At 67.4% G+C, this 17,091-nt stretch carries 12 protein-coding genes and 1 pseudogene; 7 read left to right on the top strand and 6 right to left on the bottom strand.

Features of this window, described 5'->3' with window-relative positions; translation table 11 throughout:
- Nucleotides 1–1,380 precede the first annotated feature (1,380 nt).
- Nucleotides 1,381–1,710, bottom strand: coding sequence for a trypco2 family protein (locus ACN6LM_RS00455; RefSeq protein WP_445063223.1), 330 nt, complete (start codon nt 1,708–1,710; stop codon nt 1,381–1,383).
- Nucleotides 1,711–2,085: 375 nt separating this feature from the next.
- Nucleotides 2,086–2,721, bottom strand: a complete 636-nt coding sequence (locus ACN6LM_RS00450; RefSeq protein WP_445063222.1) for a hypothetical protein — start codon at nt 2,719–2,721, stop codon at nt 2,086–2,088.
- Between the two features lie 506 nt (nt 2,722–3,227).
- Here ACN6LM_RS00450 and ACN6LM_RS00445 point away from each other — a divergent pair.
- Nucleotides 3,228–3,326: pseudogene (locus tag ACN6LM_RS00445) on the top strand (IS5/IS1182 family transposase); the annotation flags it as partial.
- A 462-nt stretch (nt 3,327–3,788) separates the two neighbouring features.
- Here ACN6LM_RS00445 and ACN6LM_RS00440 read toward each other — a convergent pair.
- Nucleotides 3,789–6,878 carry a Tn3 family transposase gene (locus ACN6LM_RS00440; RefSeq protein ID WP_445063221.1) on the bottom strand — a complete coding sequence of 1,030 codons (3,090 nt, stop codon included), beginning with the start codon at nt 6,876–6,878 and terminating at the stop codon, nt 3,789–3,791.
- 198 nt (nt 6,879–7,076) lie between these two features.
- Between ACN6LM_RS00440 and ACN6LM_RS00435 the strand changes: the two genes are divergently transcribed.
- The 4 genes from ACN6LM_RS00435 to ACN6LM_RS00420 all read left to right on the top strand — a co-directional run bounded on the left by ACN6LM_RS00435 (nt 7,077) and on the right by ACN6LM_RS00420 (nt 10,969).
- Complete coding sequence (locus tag ACN6LM_RS00435) at nt 7,077–7,982, top strand: hypothetical protein (RefSeq protein WP_445063220.1); 906 nt, start codon at nt 7,077–7,079, stop codon at nt 7,980–7,982.
- Nucleotides 7,983–7,988: 6 nt separating this feature from the next.
- The gene (locus ACN6LM_RS00430; protein WP_445063219.1) at nt 7,989–8,702 is read left to right on the top strand and encodes a hypothetical protein; all 714 of its coding nucleotides are present in this window, start codon (nt 7,989–7,991) and stop codon (nt 8,700–8,702) included.
- Nucleotides 8,703–8,710: 8 nt separating this feature from the next.
- Complete coding sequence (locus tag ACN6LM_RS00425) at nt 8,711–9,172, top strand: hypothetical protein (protein WP_445063218.1); 462 nt, start codon at nt 8,711–8,713, stop codon at nt 9,170–9,172.
- Nucleotides 9,173–9,595: 423 nt separating this feature from the next.
- Complete coding sequence (locus ACN6LM_RS00420; protein ID WP_445063217.1) at nt 9,596–10,969, top strand: hypothetical protein; 1,374 nt, start codon at nt 9,596–9,598, stop codon at nt 10,967–10,969.
- Between the two features lie 120 nt (nt 10,970–11,089).
- Here the strand turns inward: ACN6LM_RS00420 and ACN6LM_RS00415 are convergent, their stop codons facing one another.
- Together ACN6LM_RS00415 and ACN6LM_RS00410 are read right to left on the bottom strand one after the other, a co-directional pair.
- Nucleotides 11,090–12,445, bottom strand: coding sequence for a class I SAM-dependent RNA methyltransferase (locus ACN6LM_RS00415; protein WP_445063216.1), 1,356 nt, complete (start codon nt 12,443–12,445; stop codon nt 11,090–11,092).
- Between the two features lie 110 nt (nt 12,446–12,555).
- Nucleotides 12,556–14,604, bottom strand: coding sequence for an APC family permease (locus ACN6LM_RS00410; RefSeq protein WP_445063215.1), 2,049 nt, complete (start codon nt 14,602–14,604; stop codon nt 12,556–12,558).
- A 331-nt stretch (nt 14,605–14,935) separates the two neighbouring features.
- Here ACN6LM_RS00410 and ACN6LM_RS00405 point away from each other — a divergent pair, with 331 nt between their 5' ends.
- Nucleotides 14,936–15,604, top strand: coding sequence for a potassium channel family protein (locus tag ACN6LM_RS00405; protein WP_026242838.1), 669 nt, complete (start codon nt 14,936–14,938; stop codon nt 15,602–15,604).
- Nucleotides 15,604–16,281, top strand: a complete 678-nt coding sequence (locus tag ACN6LM_RS00400) for a potassium channel family protein (RefSeq protein ID WP_445063214.1) — start codon at nt 15,604–15,606, stop codon at nt 16,279–16,281. Before ACN6LM_RS00405 ends, ACN6LM_RS00400 begins: the two co-directional genes overlap by 1 nt.
- Nucleotides 16,282–16,333: 52 nt before the next feature.
- Here ACN6LM_RS00400 and ACN6LM_RS00395 read toward each other — a convergent pair whose 3' ends face one another.
- Nucleotides 16,334–17,089: a DUF3159 domain-containing protein gene (locus tag ACN6LM_RS00395; protein WP_445063213.1), complete on the bottom strand. Its 756-nt coding sequence runs from the start codon at nt 17,087–17,089 to the stop codon at nt 16,334–16,336.
- Between the last annotated feature and the right edge of the window lie 2 nt (nt 17,090–17,091).

Below are 17,091 nucleotides of genomic sequence, written 5' to 3'. Positions count from 1 at the left end.
AGGTAGATGACCGGTTGCCGGGTGCTGTGCTCGACGTCGGCTCCGTAGTAGCGCGGTGCGTCGCCGACGACACGGTCCGGCCAAGTGCCGTCGCCGTGTCCGGCCTTTCGGAGCAGACGGATCCGGCGGGCGAAGGCCGCCTTCGCCTCTACGTAGATGTCCTCCGCCGTGTGGCCATCCAGCGCAGTGTCGGGTGAGAGAGTGAAGGCATGTCCGATGGGGCCGACGCTCCGGGTGCGCAGGTGCCGACGCAGTGCCGGCCACCAGGTGTCGTGTGCACGGGCCAGGAGCAGAACCCTGACTGTGGCACCGTCGTGGAAGGCGGCCAAGGCCGTCATGAGATCGCGGATCTGAGGCAGGCGGGCTTCTGCAAGGTCGACGGCCAGGAGCAGCGGGTAGTTGGCCGCGGCAAGGACTTGGTAGTCGGTGTGGCTGGGGTGATCGGCGAGGAACCCTCCACTCCACGGCCGCTGATCGCCTGCACCTGTGGTGAGCCGGTGCAGGACCTCGATGAGAAGCCGGGATTTTCCCGTGCCTCCCAGCCCGGTCACGGTGGCGACGTCAAGGCGGTCCGGGCCTTTGCACCACTGCTCGATCTGACGGACAAGTCCATTGACGCCGGTGAGTTCGGTGACCTTGGAGCGTGGATCGAGCAGGTAGGTGGAGGACAGCTGAGGATCGGGGGCGTTGTCCATCAGGGGCCGGAGGTCGGCGGGCTGGAGGCTCGGGGTCATGCCGGTGTGGGCTGCGACTGCGGGGATGAAGCCGTCGGCGGCCAGCAGATGCGAGAGGGGCACCACCATGAGGGTCCGGTCCCACTGGCGGTCGACGAGGCGGACGAGGCCGATCAGCACACTGTTGCAGAAGACCCCGGCGCCGGACAGTCCCTGCCAGTTTTTCACCTCGGTCGGCAGGGTGCCGTCGACTTCGAGACCGTACAACCTTGAGCGGGATCCGGTGTGCGGAGCGATGATGCCCTCCACCGTCTTCAGGTCGTCGATGTACTGCTTGGAGCCAGAGGAGACCCGACGGCGCATAGCCTTGGGGAACCCCGACATCGAGCACACGGGGCGACGCTCCGGGTAGTCACAAACCAACTCGCCCCAGCGCACGACACCCAGGTTCGCTCCGACCAGTGCGCTGTCCGCCTTCAGCAGCACCGCGTCCAACCCGGTGTCCTCCCACACCACCACCGCCTCGGTGAAGTCAGAACTCGCGGTATCCCGAACGGCGACAACGCCCTCCCCGGGCCAGGCTACGTGGTAGGCGGTGAGCACCAGACCCGGCGCGATCAGGCAGCCGGTCCCATAAGAGTCCTTGTCATAGTTGGTGACTTCAACGGTCCGCCGAGTCGCTCCCCCCGCCCTCACGCCGCCCCCTCTACCGCAGACCGTCCACCGGTCCGCCGCGGCCTCCACCCAGGTCACCGATCAGCAGATCGCTGCCTTCGCCATCCGGAGCCACCGCCAATGTGACCGTCATGCGGTGCGTGGCTGTCTTCGCCCGCTCTCCCTTGGCATCTGCGGAGACCACGAACGCCTTCACTCCGCCGCTGGCCGACGCGGTGTGCCTAAGCTCGATTCCCAGGTCCAGCACGATCTCCTTGACCGTGAACCGGACCGATGCCCCGTCCGCATCCTGCTGCGCGGCGGCCAGGCCCCCGCGCACCGCCTTGATCGCATCGGACAGTTCGGTTGGCTCCAACTCCATGATTCCCCCTAGGTTCTCTGTTACGGAGAGCCAGTCTGTCGGGCGGCGCCCGGCAGCGGAAGTACAGGCTCAGCCGGTTGAAAGCACCTGGTTTCTCACCTAGGGTCTGTCGTCAAACTGTCGCGCACACCCACCTGGCCTAACGACGGGTTCACGCGAGCACAACAGCTGCGGTGATGGGCCCCAGATCACTCGTGGCCTGAACTTGGTCGTCCCAGATCGTTCGGTTGCTCTGCCCTTGAGGCGGCATCGTGCACTGGAACGGCCCCTGCCTCCGTTGCAGGGAGCCCCCGGGCGACGGATCTCGGCGCGACTGCTCCGGCCTGCAAATGCTGAACGGAACTATTTCCGTGGCAGGTTACTCAGCTCGGCAGCTCAGATGTCACGTGCCAGCGAATCTTGAGTACGTGCCTGGAAGGTCGCGTGACTGTGTTGCGTGCTCAGGCACGTCTCGACAAACTCAGTGAAACGGCCAGTGTCCGCAAAGTAGTTCGGGTATGCGTCGCGCAGCTGGCCGATCCGGGCGATGTTGATGAGAACCGCGTCCAGGTCCTCGTCGTCCAATGCCTCCAACTCGGTGATGCGGGCCTCTGCCGCGGCCAACGTCTCGTGCACCGTCACGGTGAGCTGTCCCTCAGTCAGCCAGAGCTCGAGGGTCAGCGTGTTCCGGCGGTCCGTCTTGGCGTGCTCGCCCACGATCGCCGCATAGCCTCGTAGCCTCTCCAGAACGCCGACGTTCGCCTCTAGGCGCGCCAATTCGGCCGCCAACTCCTCCCGGCTCCCCTCGGCGCCAGGTACTGGGGTGGTGCCTTCCTCTTGCGCCATCAGCGAGCCGACCAGGACGAAGAACCTGAGCACGCCCGTGTCGCCCTTCCCGTACTTCAGCTCGCTGCCCGAGAACAAGTCCATGGTCTCGACGGCGGTGGCCCAGGCATGCTGGAGCTGCGTACGCACCTGCAGCTCGATCCGCAGGCCGTGGTATTCCTTTTTCGAGGCTCCGTACTCGTACACCAGGTGAACACCCCGGTAGCCAGAGTCACGCGGCCCCGGTTCATCACGTAGGTAGTTGTAGACCTTCTTGACGCGGTTCTTGCTCCGTGGCAAGTCCGCCAGGACGCGGACCAGCTCGTCGACCTCGGCGACGGTGTCGAAGCCCCCCCCCCCCCCAAGTCCTGCATGGTGGTCACGCTCATCGTGGGATGGCGCCTCAGCTTGTCCAGGATCGTGGGCAGGCGCTTTCGGCGCTCGGCCACGACGGTGTTCGGGTTCACGTCGAGCGCTCTCTGCCGCACGGTCACGGTCACCGCGTTCAGAGGAAATGCATGGGCGAGACGGTAGTTACTCAGGACGCCCCGCGCCTCCCTGATCTCCTCGGGCGTGGCCGTCCCCGTACCGATCGTCCGACTAGCGCGTCGGACGCGGTTGTTCGAGTTCTCAGGGACCACCCACCTCTTCATGCTCGCGACCGTACAGGGCCGCACCGACACGCGCCCGCAGATATCGGCGGGTGACCGTTCCGGGCGTGGGGCGCGCATGCGGTCCGCAAGGGCAGGGCGTGGAGCCTTCCGCTGGAGTGTCGGGTATTGCTGGTCGCGGCGTACTGGCGCACGGGCCTCGCTGCCTTCACTCATGTTGCCAGCCGCAGCCGGGATCCTTCTGATGCAAGGCCAGGCTGACGCTCCACCACGAAGCCCACGCACGACCTCCACGGCCGACGGGGGGTTCGTCACCCCTGTTACCTTACGGACCCGAAAGTGAGTACGTATGCCTGAATCCCAGGGGCGGGGTGAGCCTCCAGACGATCTTGGTGGGCCTCTTTGCCATCGATGAGGCAGTGCATGGTGGGCGTTCCCGCGCCGCGACGCTGTCGAGAACCACCACCAAGAGCTGTTCTCCCTGTAGGGCGACGCCGAAGATTGCAGAACCGTGTGATAACGCCTATCACTGCAGGTCATCGAGTTCGTTTGTTGACCACCGTCAAGGTGCCTGTGCCAGGGTGGCCGAGAACGGACGGCAGATGACGGCGTTTCCCCTGACGCCTACGGCTCTGCGTGAGGTGTGGCAAACGCGACTGCGGATCAGCTGGCATCGGTGCCACCACCTGTCTCGTCGTCGGGTCCGTCGTATAGGTCCTCCACAGCCCGCATAGAACTGTCGGAGAGCTCCGGCAGCTCGAAGGCGTAGCGACCCTTCATGTGAATGTGTCGATAGAGGAAGGGGGACAGGCTACGCACGACTTCTTCGGGAACGGGCCGCAGGTGACTGGCCTTCTTCTCAAGAAACAGGTCGATGTAGGCGGTGTTGAAGAGTACAACCATGTTGACGATCAGCCCGAGTGCGCTGAGTTGTTCTTCCATCCCGGTCTGGTAGCGGTGGATGCGGTCTTCGGTGCCGTGGTAGATCTTCGCGGCCAGTTCCTGGCGTTGGCCGTGGCGGCTGCTCTGCGTTTCGATCTGACGGCGGTATTCGGGATTGTCCATGAGGTCCAGGACGTGTGCGGTCTTGAAGATCTTCCCGTAGTGGGCGAGGGCCTTACCCAAGGACGTGGGGGTGCTGTTGCGGACCACCATGCGGATCGCGTCTGCGGATCGCACACGGCCGAGGTGAACCGCCCCGACGAGATGGAGCATCTCGTCCCAGTGCCGTTCAATGAGCCCGGTGTCGATCTTGTTGCGAGTGGCGGGCTGCAGGGCGCCGTAGTCCTCGCCGGAGGCGGTGTCCATGCGGGCGAGGGTCATGTCGGTGATGTCGGCGGCTGTGGGAGCGTAGATATAGCCGGAGAGCGCGAGCAGACCGAAGATGATCTCCTGGTGCGGGCCGCCCTCCGCGACGATTTTCTGGCGGTGCTGGCTCCGGGGGCTGGTCGCCTTGAGGGCGCTGGTGCGACGGTCGTTGAGGACGTCGAGTACGTGCAGGCAGGTATGGGCGGATCCGGCGACGACCTCGCTCCTGAGGCCCATGGCGTGACCTGACAGGAGGGTGAGGTGGGTGACGTGCGTAGTGCCGTGGGAGGACAGGCGAGCCTGGACCGCGCTCGGAGGCGCGACCATGCGCTGGCCCTCCACGGATGCCATGTGGCCGCCGTTCCATGCCGCAGCGACCGCCAGCTGTGACTGCCGTGCCAGCAGGCGGTTGTTCAGTGCTTCCAGGCGATCAGGTCGCAGGAAGTTGTCGATGACATAGGTGATGTGCCTACTGTGCAGTGCCGGGACGTTGCCGGCGACGGCCTCGACGCCGACGTTGCAGCCAAGAGCGACCAAGGCGGCGGACAGGGTGATATCGAAGTCGCGTTGGCGTGGGGGCTCGCCACTTGGTGTGGTGAACACCTCGGCCCCCCGGATCCACGTGAGATTCTCCAGGATGAGTTGGGGAAGATCGCCCTTGGGCAACCAGCTCGTGAGTTCCGTGGTCAGCTTGCGCAGCCGGGGGTCTGGCGGAAGAGGCGCGGTGGACAGGACGAGCCGGCCGCCGTCGCCGATCTGGACTTGCCGGTCCTTTGGCAAACGCTCCGCGATCGCACGGGTCTTGGCGTGGAGTTCGTGGCCCAGCCGCTTCAGGTGGTCGACCACGTCCAGGGGGAGCCCCAGGCTCTGCGCTACTGAGGTCCGCAGCGCCGCCCACTCCGCCGGTGATGGCAAGCCCGCTTCCGGGTTGCCCCACTTCGATGCGCCCTCGATGAAGATTTCGCGCCGCAGGAGGCGGGAGTAGAACCGCTCCACCACACAGAAGGCGTAGGCGGCGGTGTCGACCGTGTCGGGCGCCAGGTGCGGCGCACGGAGTGCTAGCTCTTTCCACGACCCGGTCAGCAGGCTCTCATCGACCTCGGCTCGGCTGATGGCGGGGCGGTCGATCAGTTCGGTCAACGACCACAGGGCATTCAGGACTCGGCTGGCTTCCGGCGTGCCATGCCGGTACGCCAGTCCCTGGACGATGTGCGGCAGGTGCGTCTTGAGGAGATCGATCCGTTCGATCATTTTGGCGCGGCGCGCCTGTTCCGAGTCCGATCCCATCGCCGGCGCCAGTTCGTCGGCCACCCTGACGGCCGCCTCGAGCGCGGCGAGGTCCTCACGTTGGTTGAGGAATTCGCTCAGCGTCATGGTGTCCACCACGGGCGGGGTGATCTCGCCCGTGGTGGTGTCTACCTGTTCGTGTCGCGCGGCAAGCAGGTCTTTGACTGCCTCCCTCATAACGGCGGCGGCATAGGCGAGGTCGGGGAAGCTCGCCGATCGCTCCTTGTCGGTCTTGCGTCGCGCCCTGCCGATGAGGTCATTGGCAATCAGGTGCACCAGCATGTCGACGGCGTCGTCCGCGGCGGTCTCGGCCAGGCGGCCAACTGCGGCCACCGTCGCGGCGCGTCGCTTCACCCTCTGCGCCTCATGGTTCGCGGCGAACCGGGCGAGATGTGCCAGGCGTCGCGGGGAGAAGGTCCGAGGGTCCACAGGAGGCAGCCTCAGCAGCTGAACCGCACTGTTCCGCTCGAAGGCGCGTTCGAGGTTTGTCCAGGCCGGCTTGCCCGGCCCGCGCTGCAGTTCAGCCAGCCGCGACTTTCGCCCGTCATCCGGGACTGCGGTCAGGCCATCGAGCTCGGATAGCCGGTCGGCGTGCGGGGCCAGGAGCGCCTTCCACATCTTGTGGTCGGCTTCCCCTCGCACCGTTCGGACCAGGTCGGTGAGGGCACGCTCACCGGGCAACTCGACACGCTCTTCCCGCAGCCAGGCGACCGCCCGGCGAAGGAGCGCCCTGACTCCCTCCTCCGTGTACGTGGCGCGCGACACCAGCATGCTTGTCAGCGCTGCCTCGCCCTTCTCGTACGGCTTCCAGCGACAGGCCGACCTGATCTCCTGCGCATGACGCCGCGTCAGCCCGTCGTGCTTGCCATACGTGGCCAGGACGGCCTTGCCGTCACTGATGTCGAGTTGGGCCGCCACGTGTTCTACGACCGGCCGGGACAGAGAAGCGATCTCCTGCGGTTTAGGGAGCCGGCCCAGGGCTCGCAGGAAGGTGAGCTGGATGGCAAAGCCCAAGCGGTTCTGCGGCCCGCGTTTGGCCAGGGTCATCTCGGCCTCGGACTCGGTGAGGTCGAAGAGGGCCAGCAGGCCCTCCGGGAGATCTCCTTCGGGAACTGACGGGTAATCCCGGCCCAGGGGAAAGCTAGGGCTGGTGCTCATCTTCTACGCCTCACTGCAAATTCGACTACGACGACGTGCAGATTCAAGGCATGCAGCACGGTCAGTCAAACGGGCCGCGCCACCGGTTTGGCACTTAGCACATGGTTCTGCAAGATTCGTCGTCGCAGGCATTTCGCCTGGTCCGATCAGGTGAGAGGCCACGCGCACGGCGGTCGGGGCCGCCTACGGTCCCCGGCCATGGAGAACGTATGGATCGAGCCGGACGGGACCACCGATCCCGGCTACACCGAGGATCAGCTCAGACGCGCGAGAGCCTGCGCCGAAGCAGACATCCGGGCGTCCCGGGCACAGTTGGCGGCCCGCTTCGGTCTCGGTGACGTCTGTGCCGAGATCACCGACGGTGCAACGTCCGACGCGACTGCCCCCTTGGAACAGCTCGCCCAGCATCTCGGGTACGCGACGGAGACCCTGGAGACATACCTGCGGGTGACGCGCCTTGCAGGAGCCGCGCTTCGCGAACGGCTGCTCGCCTCCGCAATTCATGTCCCGTGGAAGTGCGTGACTACCGCTTGCGTCACCGATGCCCAAGAACGGGCCCGGCGCGTCCAGATACTGACCGAACGGCTCGACAGTGCCGAGCGGGCGGGGTGGCCCGTTTCGCTGGATGCGTCACAGTTCCGCCTGGCACTGGGCCTGGCGGGCGGGGCTGAGCCTTGCGCCGAGATCGTGGCCCAGCTCGACCGAGAGGAGGTCCGGGAGGCCGTCCTTGCCGAGCTGACCAAAAGTCCGGCGGCAGTGCTGGCCGTGCTGCGGGAACCGGGCGTGCGGGAAGTCCTGAAGGACCAGGAGGTCGCACGCTACGTCCGCGCACAGATGCGATCGGTCCCCAGTGCGGACGAAGCCCTGCTCGACGAGCTCGTCGGCCGTGAGGATCGCGACCCGCACGCGGACTGGACCATTCGCTACTTCGGGCTGGTCCACAAGGCCAGGGAGATCCTGCTCCTTGGCCCCGAGGAGTTTGTGGACGTGAACGACCCCGACGTGTGGGAGTCCGTCGAGTCCATCCGCGACTCGGTCACTTCCTGGGCCGACCGGGTATTGCAGCAGCGTCCCCGCACCATCCGACTCCTGACAGGAAAGTAGAAACCCATGCCCAGTACAGCTGGCCGCTACTCCAACACTGTGCGCGACGTCCTCGACCGTGAAGCCCTCCGCTGCATTCTCGCCGGCGGGAACGAAAGCGAGCAGTTCGCCCGCCTCCAGAAGGCCGTCGGGTCGAAGATCAAAGTGCTGTCGGCTGACTACAACGCGGTGTTCGACCGCGCGGTCAAGACGATGTGCACCACCTCCTTCAACAAGGTCACCAAAGAGATCCGACTCGCCGCCCTGGCCGGACCGCCCGGCCCAACGCACACAGAACCCACCCTCCAGGGCCCCTGCTGCGGCACCACCCCGGACGACACGAGCGTTCCCGGCCCACGGGCTGGCGCCACCGATGACCAGGTCATCGCGAAGGTCGTCCTCGGTGAGGGCGGCGAGCTGACGGAGAAGACCGCCCGGCAGCTCGTACTGCACGACCTCGACCGCATCATCGAGGTCCTGCCCCCTCTTGCCGAACGCGACTTCAGGGAGGCCGACCGGCTCGACCAGCAGGCCAAGGAATCCACCCAAGGAGCAAAGAGGCATCGGGCCCGCGGCAACCGCATCCTCGCCCTGGTCAAACGCTATGACCGCCTGGTCGCCGGCATCGACAACCTCCCAGGCATCTTCACCGTCGCCGACCTGCTCTCCGAAGTCGGGCCGCAGGCCCTGGGCCTGGACGAGGACGACGCAGAACTCCTCCGCTACGCAGGTGCCCTATGACCGAGTCCATGTGGCACAAGGAGATCAAGGGATGGGGCGTGGCTACCGAGATTCCCCTCGGCAACCGTCGAGCCGACTGTCAACTACGCTGCGGCAAGCGGGTCGAGGTGCAGGCCCGCCCACTGCCACCGACCGAAGTCGCCGGCCGGGAGGCACACGCCGACCTGTGGATCCTGGACTGCCGTGACGCTCACCGCTCGCAACGCCTGATGGTCTGGGATGACCCGCAGTTCGGCACGTTGTTGCGCTGGGAACGGGCCTGGAAGGGATTCGCCGTGGCCAAGCGGCCCGTCCTCCTCAATCTCACGCTCGATCTCCGTACCGGTCACGGCACCTTCCTGGAGGTCACCGACTGGGACTTCAACGGGCACCGGGTCACGGGCACCGGACGGATCCACACCGCCGCCACCCTCCGGTCCTGGATGCGCTACGGCCTCACTTCCACCGGCGACCGGACCGTAGCGCGATGAACCTGTCCTGTACCTATTCCTCCCGCCCGCGTCAGCGCACCGTCATCATTAAACTCGGACGAGCAAATCGCTTAAGGGGCGGGTCTTCCAGAGCGAGCGAAGCCGGGCGCTGAGGGCCGCCAAGGGTCCGTGGCTGACCTGCACCTCCCGCCCAGCCCATGAGCGGGCGGCCCCGGCCGCCGACACCGTACCCGACGCTCGTCGGACTCACGGGCTCTCGCCCGTAAATGTCATCGGAACGAAGCACTCCCTCCAGCCCGCCTGAATTCCGGCAACAGGAACGGGCATCGTGAGCGGAGTCAACACGGGCGCACAACTACGGGAGGCCGCGTGCGCGGGGACCTGAACGAGCGGCAGCACGCCGTACTCTCCTGGTTAGGCCAAGGATGCCCCTCCGGGTTTTGGCCGGACAGTGCCTACAAGGTGAGCGCCCAGGCCCTGCAAAGCCGCGGACTGATCAAAGTCACTAAACGCCGTGGGCAATGGGACGCCAAGCTCACCGACAAGGGACAGCTCTATCTCACTGCGTGCGTTACCGGCCCTAAGGGGGCTGGCGGTGAAGTGCCCGGTGCCGCTGGCGCAGCAGTGCTGTCGCCTCAGATCCGCCCCGTGCCGAGGTCCCGCGCCACGAACTACACCGACCAGCTCCTCGAAGAGCTGGCCGCGAACAACAACCACCTCGTCAAGGCAATTGGATCCGGGCCGCACGCAGTGAACTGGGCATCGCGGATCAGCGCCGCACGCCAGTCAGGCAAGATCCCGCGCACACAGAAACTCCGCGGCAAGCACACGTACCACGGCTACGAAATCAAGCTCGTCGATATACCCGCCTGGCGGCCCACCGAACTCACCCCCATCACGGTGCGAGCCAGACTCACCAAGCCCCATCCAGTGGTCGCGGCCCTCCAAAAGCACCCCCAGCGCATGGGACTGACCGAGTCCGTCTACAACCGAGCTCTACGCCTCATCCAAGCCCTTGTCACCGCCGTCGAATCGAAGGGTTACACGACCACACTCGGCCCCACTCCAGACACTCCCCCGCCCCGCCATCGTCGACAGGCGGCACCACACTTCACCATCACCGCCCAGGACGAATCCATCGACGTCCTCGTCCTACAGGAACAGGACCACAGCAAACACGCCCCTACCGACAAGGAACGCGCCGACGCCGAGAAGCACACATGGATGCGCATTCCTCGCTTCGACTACACCCCCGCCGACAGACTACGTTTCATCCTCCGGGGCGGCACCCCGCACCGCGGCAGCGAATGGGCCGACCTCGACACCCGCCCCCTGGAAGACCAGCTCGCCGAGATCGCACATGAAGTTGCACTCCGAAGCGAAGCCGCGGAACACAGTCGTCACGCAGACCAGCAAGCCCAGAAGACGGCTCAGCAGAACCGGGAGAACGCCTTACACCTAGCCCATGCCGCACACGCCCACGCCTATCGTGTCCAGCACCTCGGAAAACAGACAGACGCATGGCACGAAGCCAAGCGCCTGGCCGAATTCGTCACAGCAGTACGCGACCACACCGCATCCCTGCCACCCGGACAGGAAAAGACCGAGATCGAGGAGTGGCTAGCGTTCACAGACGCCCACCTTCAGCAACTCACCAAAGCCGCCTCGGCGCCGAAGCTACCCACGCCGCCGCACCCCAGCCGCGCAGATCTTGAGCCGTACCTCGCGACCGTGAAGCCGTCCGCGAACGGGCTCAACCTCGGCCCCGAAGTCGGCCGGACCAGAGACCCTCAGTCCACACCTGACGGATCGCCGCCTGGGCACAGGAACGCCTGATGCTCCATCAGTTCATGCGTCAAACGTGCGTCACGTGCGTCAAACATGCGTCGAACATGCGTCAAGATATCGCCCGTAACGCACACAACGCACATAATGCACACTCGCTAAAACAGCAGGTCAGCGGCCCTTTCCAGCAGGCTCAAGGATCGCGACGCACTCCACATGATGGGTCATCGGGAACAGATCGAACGCCCGCAGCGTCCGCACCCGGTACCCCCCGTCCCGGAAGTACCCCAGGTCCCGCGCCAGCGCCGCCGGGTCGCAGGCCACGTAGGCGATCCGGCGTGCCCCCAGCCCGACCAGCTGCTTCACCGTGGCCTTGCCGGCGCCCGCGCGGGGCGGGTCCAGGACGATGAGGTCGCACTCGGTGATGCCGGTGCGGGGCAGGACCTGGTCGACCTTGCCGTGTTCGATGCGGACGCGGTCCAGGTCCGCCAGGTTGTGGCGGGCGTCCTCCACCGCGCGCTTGCCGGACTCGATGCCGAGGACCGCGCCCTTCTCGCCGATGCGCTGGCCGATGGCGCCGGCGAAGAGGCCGACGCCGCAGTAAAGGTCGAGGGCGGTGTCGTTCTTGCGGGGCAGGAGGCCCTGCATGACCGCGCGGACCAGGGTGTTCGCGGCCTGGGGGTGGACCTGCCAGAAGCCGCCGGAGCCGACGCGGTAGGTGCGGTCGTCGGCGCGCTCGCGGACGAAGCCGCGGCCGTGGACCCGGTGGACGCCGCCGTCGCGCTCGTCCACGCGGAGGACGGAGACCGGCTTGTCGAGCTCGACCAGGGGGAGGCGGCCGCCCGGGCGGGGCGTGAGGATGACCTGGCGGTCGTGGGAGCCGGTGGCGGCGATGGCCTCCACCGTGGCCATCTGCGGCCAGTCCTGCTGCTCGACGCCCAGCTCGGAGACTCCGGGCGCGGCGATCATGCAGTGGTCGATGATCTCGATGTCGTGCGAGCGGTGCTTGCGCAGCCCGACGCGGCCGTCCTCGTCGATCGCGTACTGGACGCGGGTGCGCCAGGCCGGCACCTCGCCCGCGGGGACCTTGTCGCCCTCGGCCGGCATGACCGTGCCGTCCCAGCCCGCCTCCTCCGGGGTGAGGCCCGCGAGGCGCTGGAGCTGTTCGGCGATGACCTCGCCCTTCAGGCGGCGCTGGGCGCCCGGCTTGGCGTGCTGCCAGTCGCAGCCGCCGCACTTGCCGGGGCCCGCGAAGGGGCAGGGGGCCGGCACCCGGTCCTTGGACGCCTCGATGATCTCCACCGCGTCCGCGCGCAGGAAGCGCGAGTCCTCGGAGCCGTCCGTGATCCGGGCGACCACCTTCTCGCCCGGCAGCGTGTGGCGCACGAACAGGACCCGGCCCTCGTCCGTGCGGGCGATGCAGTGGCCGCCGTGCGCGACCGGGCCGACCTCGACCTCGTACTCCCGCCCGACCAGCGACTCCGGCTGTGTCTCCCCGGTCTGCGGCGACGTGGATTCGTTCTGCATGAGGGGATGGCTCCAGGAAGGGAAGGGGACGGTCCGCGGGCGGACGACAACAACCTACGAGTCTACGTGCGTGTCGTCCTCCCGCCGACCACCCGCGGCGGCCCCCCGGCTCAGCCCTTCGGAGTCGGCTCCTTGTGCTTGCGCTCCACCGGGCCCCGGCGCACCGAGCCCGGGGCGCTCCAGTCGGCGCGCTTGCGGGCGCGCTTCTTCGCGGCTTCGGAGGACTCCAGCTGGTACGGGACCGAGGTGACCATCACACCGGGGGTGAAGAGCAGCCGGCCCTTGAGCCTGAGGGCGCTCTGGTTGTGCAGCAGGTGCTCGTACCAGTGCCCCACGACGTACTCGGGGATGTAGACGCTCACGACATCGCGCGGGCTCTCCCGGCGCAGGCTCTTGACGTACTCGATGACCGGGCGGGTCACCTCGCGGTACGGGGAGTCGAGGATCTTCAGCGGCACGTTGATGCCGCGCCGCTCCCAGTCCTCCCTGAGGGCCTTCGTCTCGGCCGGGTCCACGCTGATGGACAGCGCCTCCAGGTGATCCGTGCGGATCAGCTTGGCGTAGGCGAGCGCGCGCAGGGTGGGGCGGTGGAGCTTGGAGACCAGGACGATCGAATGGACCCGGGAGGGGCGGATCGACTCGTCCGGCGCGGTCTCGTCGGCGGCGATCTCCTCGGCGACCCGGTCGTAGTGCTTGCGGATCGCGGTCATCGTGCCGAAGAAGATGACCATGCCGAGCAGCGCGACCCAGGCGCCGTGGGTGAACTTCGTGGCGAGGACGACGACGAGCACCAGACCGGTGAAGAAGGCGCCGAAGGTGTTGATCGCCCGGGAGCGGATCATGTGGCGGCGCTTGGCCTGGTCCTTCTCGACGGCCAGATGGCGGTTCCAGTGCCGGACCATGCCGGTCTGGCTGAGCGTGAAGGACACGAACACGCCGACGATGTACAGCTGGATGAGCCGGGTCGAGTCGGCCCCGTAGATCACGACCAGCAGGATCGCGGCGCCGGCCAGCAGCACGATGCCGTTGGAGAAGGCGAGCCGGTCGCCGCGGGTGTGCAGCTGGCGCGGCAGGTAGCGGTCCTGGGCGAGGATCGAGCCGAGGAGCGGGAAGCCGTTGTACGCGGTGTTCGCGGCCAGGAAGAGGACCAGGGCGGTGGCGGCGGCGAGGACCACGAAGAAGAACGTGCCGTCGCCGAAGACCGCGGCCGCGACCTGCGAGATGACCGGGTCCTGGACGAAGCCCGCGCCGACCGGGCTGCCGTTGCTGATCAGGTCCTTCGCCGGGTTCTCCGCCATCTTGACGTCGGTGGCCATGGCGAGACCGATGATGCCGCAGAACATGGTGACGGCGAGCAGACCCATCATCGCGAGCGTGGTCGCGGCGTTCTTGCTCTTCGGCTTGCGGAACGCGGGCACGCCGTTGCTGATCGCCTCGACCCCGGTGAGCGCCGCACAGCCGGAGGAGAAGGCGCGCAGCAGCAGGAAGACGAGCGCGAAGCCGGCCAGGCCCTGGTGCTCGGCCTTGATCGTGTAACCGGAGGTCGGGGCGTGCATGGTGTCGCCGAGGACCAGTCCGCGGAAGGCGCCCCAGACGATCATGATGAAGACGCCGGCCACGAAGAGGTAGGTGGGGATGGCGAAGAGCTTGCCGGATTCCTTGACCCCGCGCAGGTTCATCAGGGTCAGCAGGACGATGGCGGCGACCGCGCACCCCGTCTTGTGCTCGACGACGAAGGGGATCGCGGAGCCCAGGTTCTCCACGCCGGAGGCGATCGACACGGCGACGGTCAGGACGTAGTCGACCAGCAGCGCGCTGGCGACGGTCAGCCCGGCCTTGGGGCCGAGGTTGGTGGTGGCGACCTCGTAGTCGCCGCCGCCGCTCGGGTAGGCGTGGACGTTCTGCCGGTAGGAGGCGACGACCGTGAACATCAGAACCACGACCGCGACCGCGATCCAGGGACTGAAGTGGTACGCCGACACACCCGCGATGGACAGCACGAGGAGGACTTCTCCGGGTGCGTACGCCACCGAGGACAGCGGGTCGGATGCGAAGACGGGGAGGGCGATGCGTTTGGGGAGGAGCGTCTCCCCCAGCTTGTCGCTGCGCAGGGCCCGTCCGATCAGGATCCGTTTGGGCACGTCGGTCAGTTTGGACACGCAGAGGATCGTAAGGGTTCCGTATGGGCCTCGCCCCCGCTGCACCGGCGTGGCCCGCCAATCTCCTGCACTCGGCCGGAAACGCCACGGAATCCTTAACGCAATCCTTGCGCCGCGCCGCCGGCGGGCGCCCCGGGCACGTCGTCTTTGCCACACCCGCACCGGGATGCGCACACTCGGATGAGGCGACGCGACCCGCGCCGCATAAGCTCGTAACCGGGCGACGGGACACCCCGTTGCCCCGTTGTTTGCCCGGCCAGCCGAGGAAAGAGTGTGAGCAGGGTGTTTTCGCAGGTCAGCCGGACGATCAGGACTGCGAGGTAGGCGCAAGGTGCACATCGTCATCATGGGCTGCGGGCGAGTGGGAGCCGCTCTCGCGCAGACCCTGGAGCAGCAGGGGCACACGGTCGCCGTCATCGACCAGGACCCCACGGCGTTCCGGCGCCTCGGCTCCGGGTTCGGCGGCCGTCGCGTCACCGGGGTCGGGTTCGACCAGGACACGCTGCGCGAGGCGGGGATCGAGGAGGCCGGCGCGTTCGCGGCGGTGAGCTCCGGCGACAACTCCAACATCATCGCGGCCCGCGTGGCGCGCGAGATGTTCGGCATCGAGAACGTCGCGGCCCGCATCTACGACCCCCGGCGCGCCGAGGTGTACCAGCGTCTCGGTATTCCGACGGTCGCGACCGTGCGCTGGACCGCGGACCAGATGCTGCGCCGGCTGCTGCCGTCGGGCGCGGAGCCGCTGTGGCGCGACCCGAGCGGCGGGGTGCAGCTCGCGGAGGTGCACACCACGCCGTCCTGGATCGGCCACAAGATCAGCACGCTCCAGGAGGAGACGGGCGTGCGCGTCGCGTTCCTCACCCGGTTGGGTGAGGCCATACTGCCGTCGTCGCAGACGGTGCTCCAGGAGGGCGACCTCGTCCACGTGATGATGCGTACGGACGAGATCGCGAAGGTCGAGGCGGCCTTCGCCGAGGGCCCCGAGGAGGGCGGTCACTGATGCGTGTCGCGATTGCCGGGGCCGGTGCGGTGGGGCGTTCCATCGCGGGCGAGCTGCTGGAGAACGGCCACGAGGTGCTGCTCGTGGACAAGGCGCCGACCGCCATCTCGGTGGAGCGGGTGCCGATGGCCGAGTGGCTGCTCGCGGACGCCTGTGAGATCACGTCGCTGGACGAGGCGGCGCTCCAGCGCTGCAACGTCGTGATCGCGGCGACGGGCGACGACAAGGTGAACCTGGTCGTCTCGCTGCTGGCCAAGACCGAGTACGGCGTGCCGAGGGTCGTCGCCCGGGTGAACAACCCGAAGAACGAGTGGCTGTTCAACGAGTCGTGGGGCGTCGATGTGGCGGTGTCCACGCCGCGTCTGATGTCGGCGCTGGTCGAGGAGGCGGTGAGCGTCGGCGATCTGGTCCGGCTGCTGCGCTTCAGCCACGGGGACGCGAACCTGGTGGAGCTGACGCTGCCGCCGGAGTCGGCGCTGGCGGGCACCCAGGTCGGGGAGGTCGCCTGGCCGGAGGACACCTCGCTGGTGACGATCATCCGGGGTCAGCGGGTGCTGACGCCGAGCCCGGAGGAGAGCCTGGAGGCCGGTGACGAGCTGCTGTTCGTCGCCGCGCAGGCGCGCGAGGAGCAGCTGGAGGACCTGCTGTCGGTGCGCCGGGACGACCCGGAGGCGTGAGCATGCGGGAGGGGCCCCGTCACCAGCGGTGACGGGGCCCCTCCCGTACGTCTCAGAACTCCTGGCCCCTGGCCGCTTCGGCGGCGGCCGCCTTGCGGGCCTTCTCGGCCTCCTCCTCCGCCTCCATCTCGGCGAACACGTCGATGGGCGGCGGTGCCTTGGCGAGGAAGACCCAGGTCAGGTAGACCGCGAGCAGGAAGGGCGGGATCTTCAGGGCGACCAGCACCCAGCCGAGCTGAGCGGTGTCGGCCCACCAGTACAGCGGGAAGAGGATCGCGCACTTGGCGAGCAGGATCAGCCCCCAGGCGTAGCTGGCCTTGGTGTACGCCTTCTTGCGGCCGGGGTTACGGGTGCGCCAGGAGAGGTTCTCCTTGAACACCGGACCCAGGATGAGGCCGATCAGCGGCAGGCCGGCGGCCGCGGTGACCAGGTAGGCCAGGGCGAGGCCCAGGGTGTAGAGCATGCCCGGGAGGTAGAAGTCCTTGGCGTTGCCCGTCATCTTGGCGAAGACCACGCCGAAGGCCACGCCGAAGACGCCGCTGAAGGCGTGCTTGACGGTGTCCTTGCGGATCAGCCGCACGACCACGAGCGCCAGCGACACCGCCAGGGCCGCGATGGCCGAGGCGGTGAGGTTCTTGTTGATGGTGAAGATCGTGACGAAGAGCAGCCCGGGGAGGACCGTCTCCACCATGCCCCTCACGCCGCCGAAGGCTTCGAAGAGCGCGGCCTCGGTGACCGCCCTGCTGTCGGCCTCCTGCTGGTCGGTGGTGCGGTCCGTGTCGGACGTCGGCTTGTCGAGAGACGTCACCG

Source organism: Streptomyces sp. SAS_281, from assembly GCF_052542855.1.
Note: the sequence above shows the minus strand (reverse complement) of the source record. Positions and strands in the feature narration are given on the sequence as shown.

Coding starts and splice junctions, on each gene's coding strand:
- ACN6LM_RS00430 (WP_445063219.1), top strand. CDS start 7,989: ATGCCCAGTACAGCTGGCCGCTACTCCAACACTGTGCGCGACGTCCTC.
- ACN6LM_RS00455 (WP_445063223.1), bottom strand. CDS start 1,710: ATGGAGTTGGAGCCAACCGAACTGTCCGATGCGATCAAGGCGGTGCGC.
- ACN6LM_RS00415 (WP_445063216.1), bottom strand. CDS start 12,445: ATGCAGAACGAATCCACGTCGCCGCAGACCGGGGAGACACAGCCGGAG.
- ACN6LM_RS00400 (WP_445063214.1), top strand. CDS start 15,604: ATGCGTGTCGCGATTGCCGGGGCCGGTGCGGTGGGGCGTTCCATCGCG.
- ACN6LM_RS00435 (WP_445063220.1), top strand. CDS start 7,077: ATGGAGAACGTATGGATCGAGCCGGACGGGACCACCGATCCCGGCTAC.
- ACN6LM_RS00425 (WP_445063218.1), top strand. CDS start 8,711: ATGTGGCACAAGGAGATCAAGGGATGGGGCGTGGCTACCGAGATTCCC.
- ACN6LM_RS00440 (WP_445063221.1), bottom strand. CDS start 6,878: ATGAGCACCAGCCCTAGCTTTCCCCTGGGCCGGGATTACCCGTCAGTT.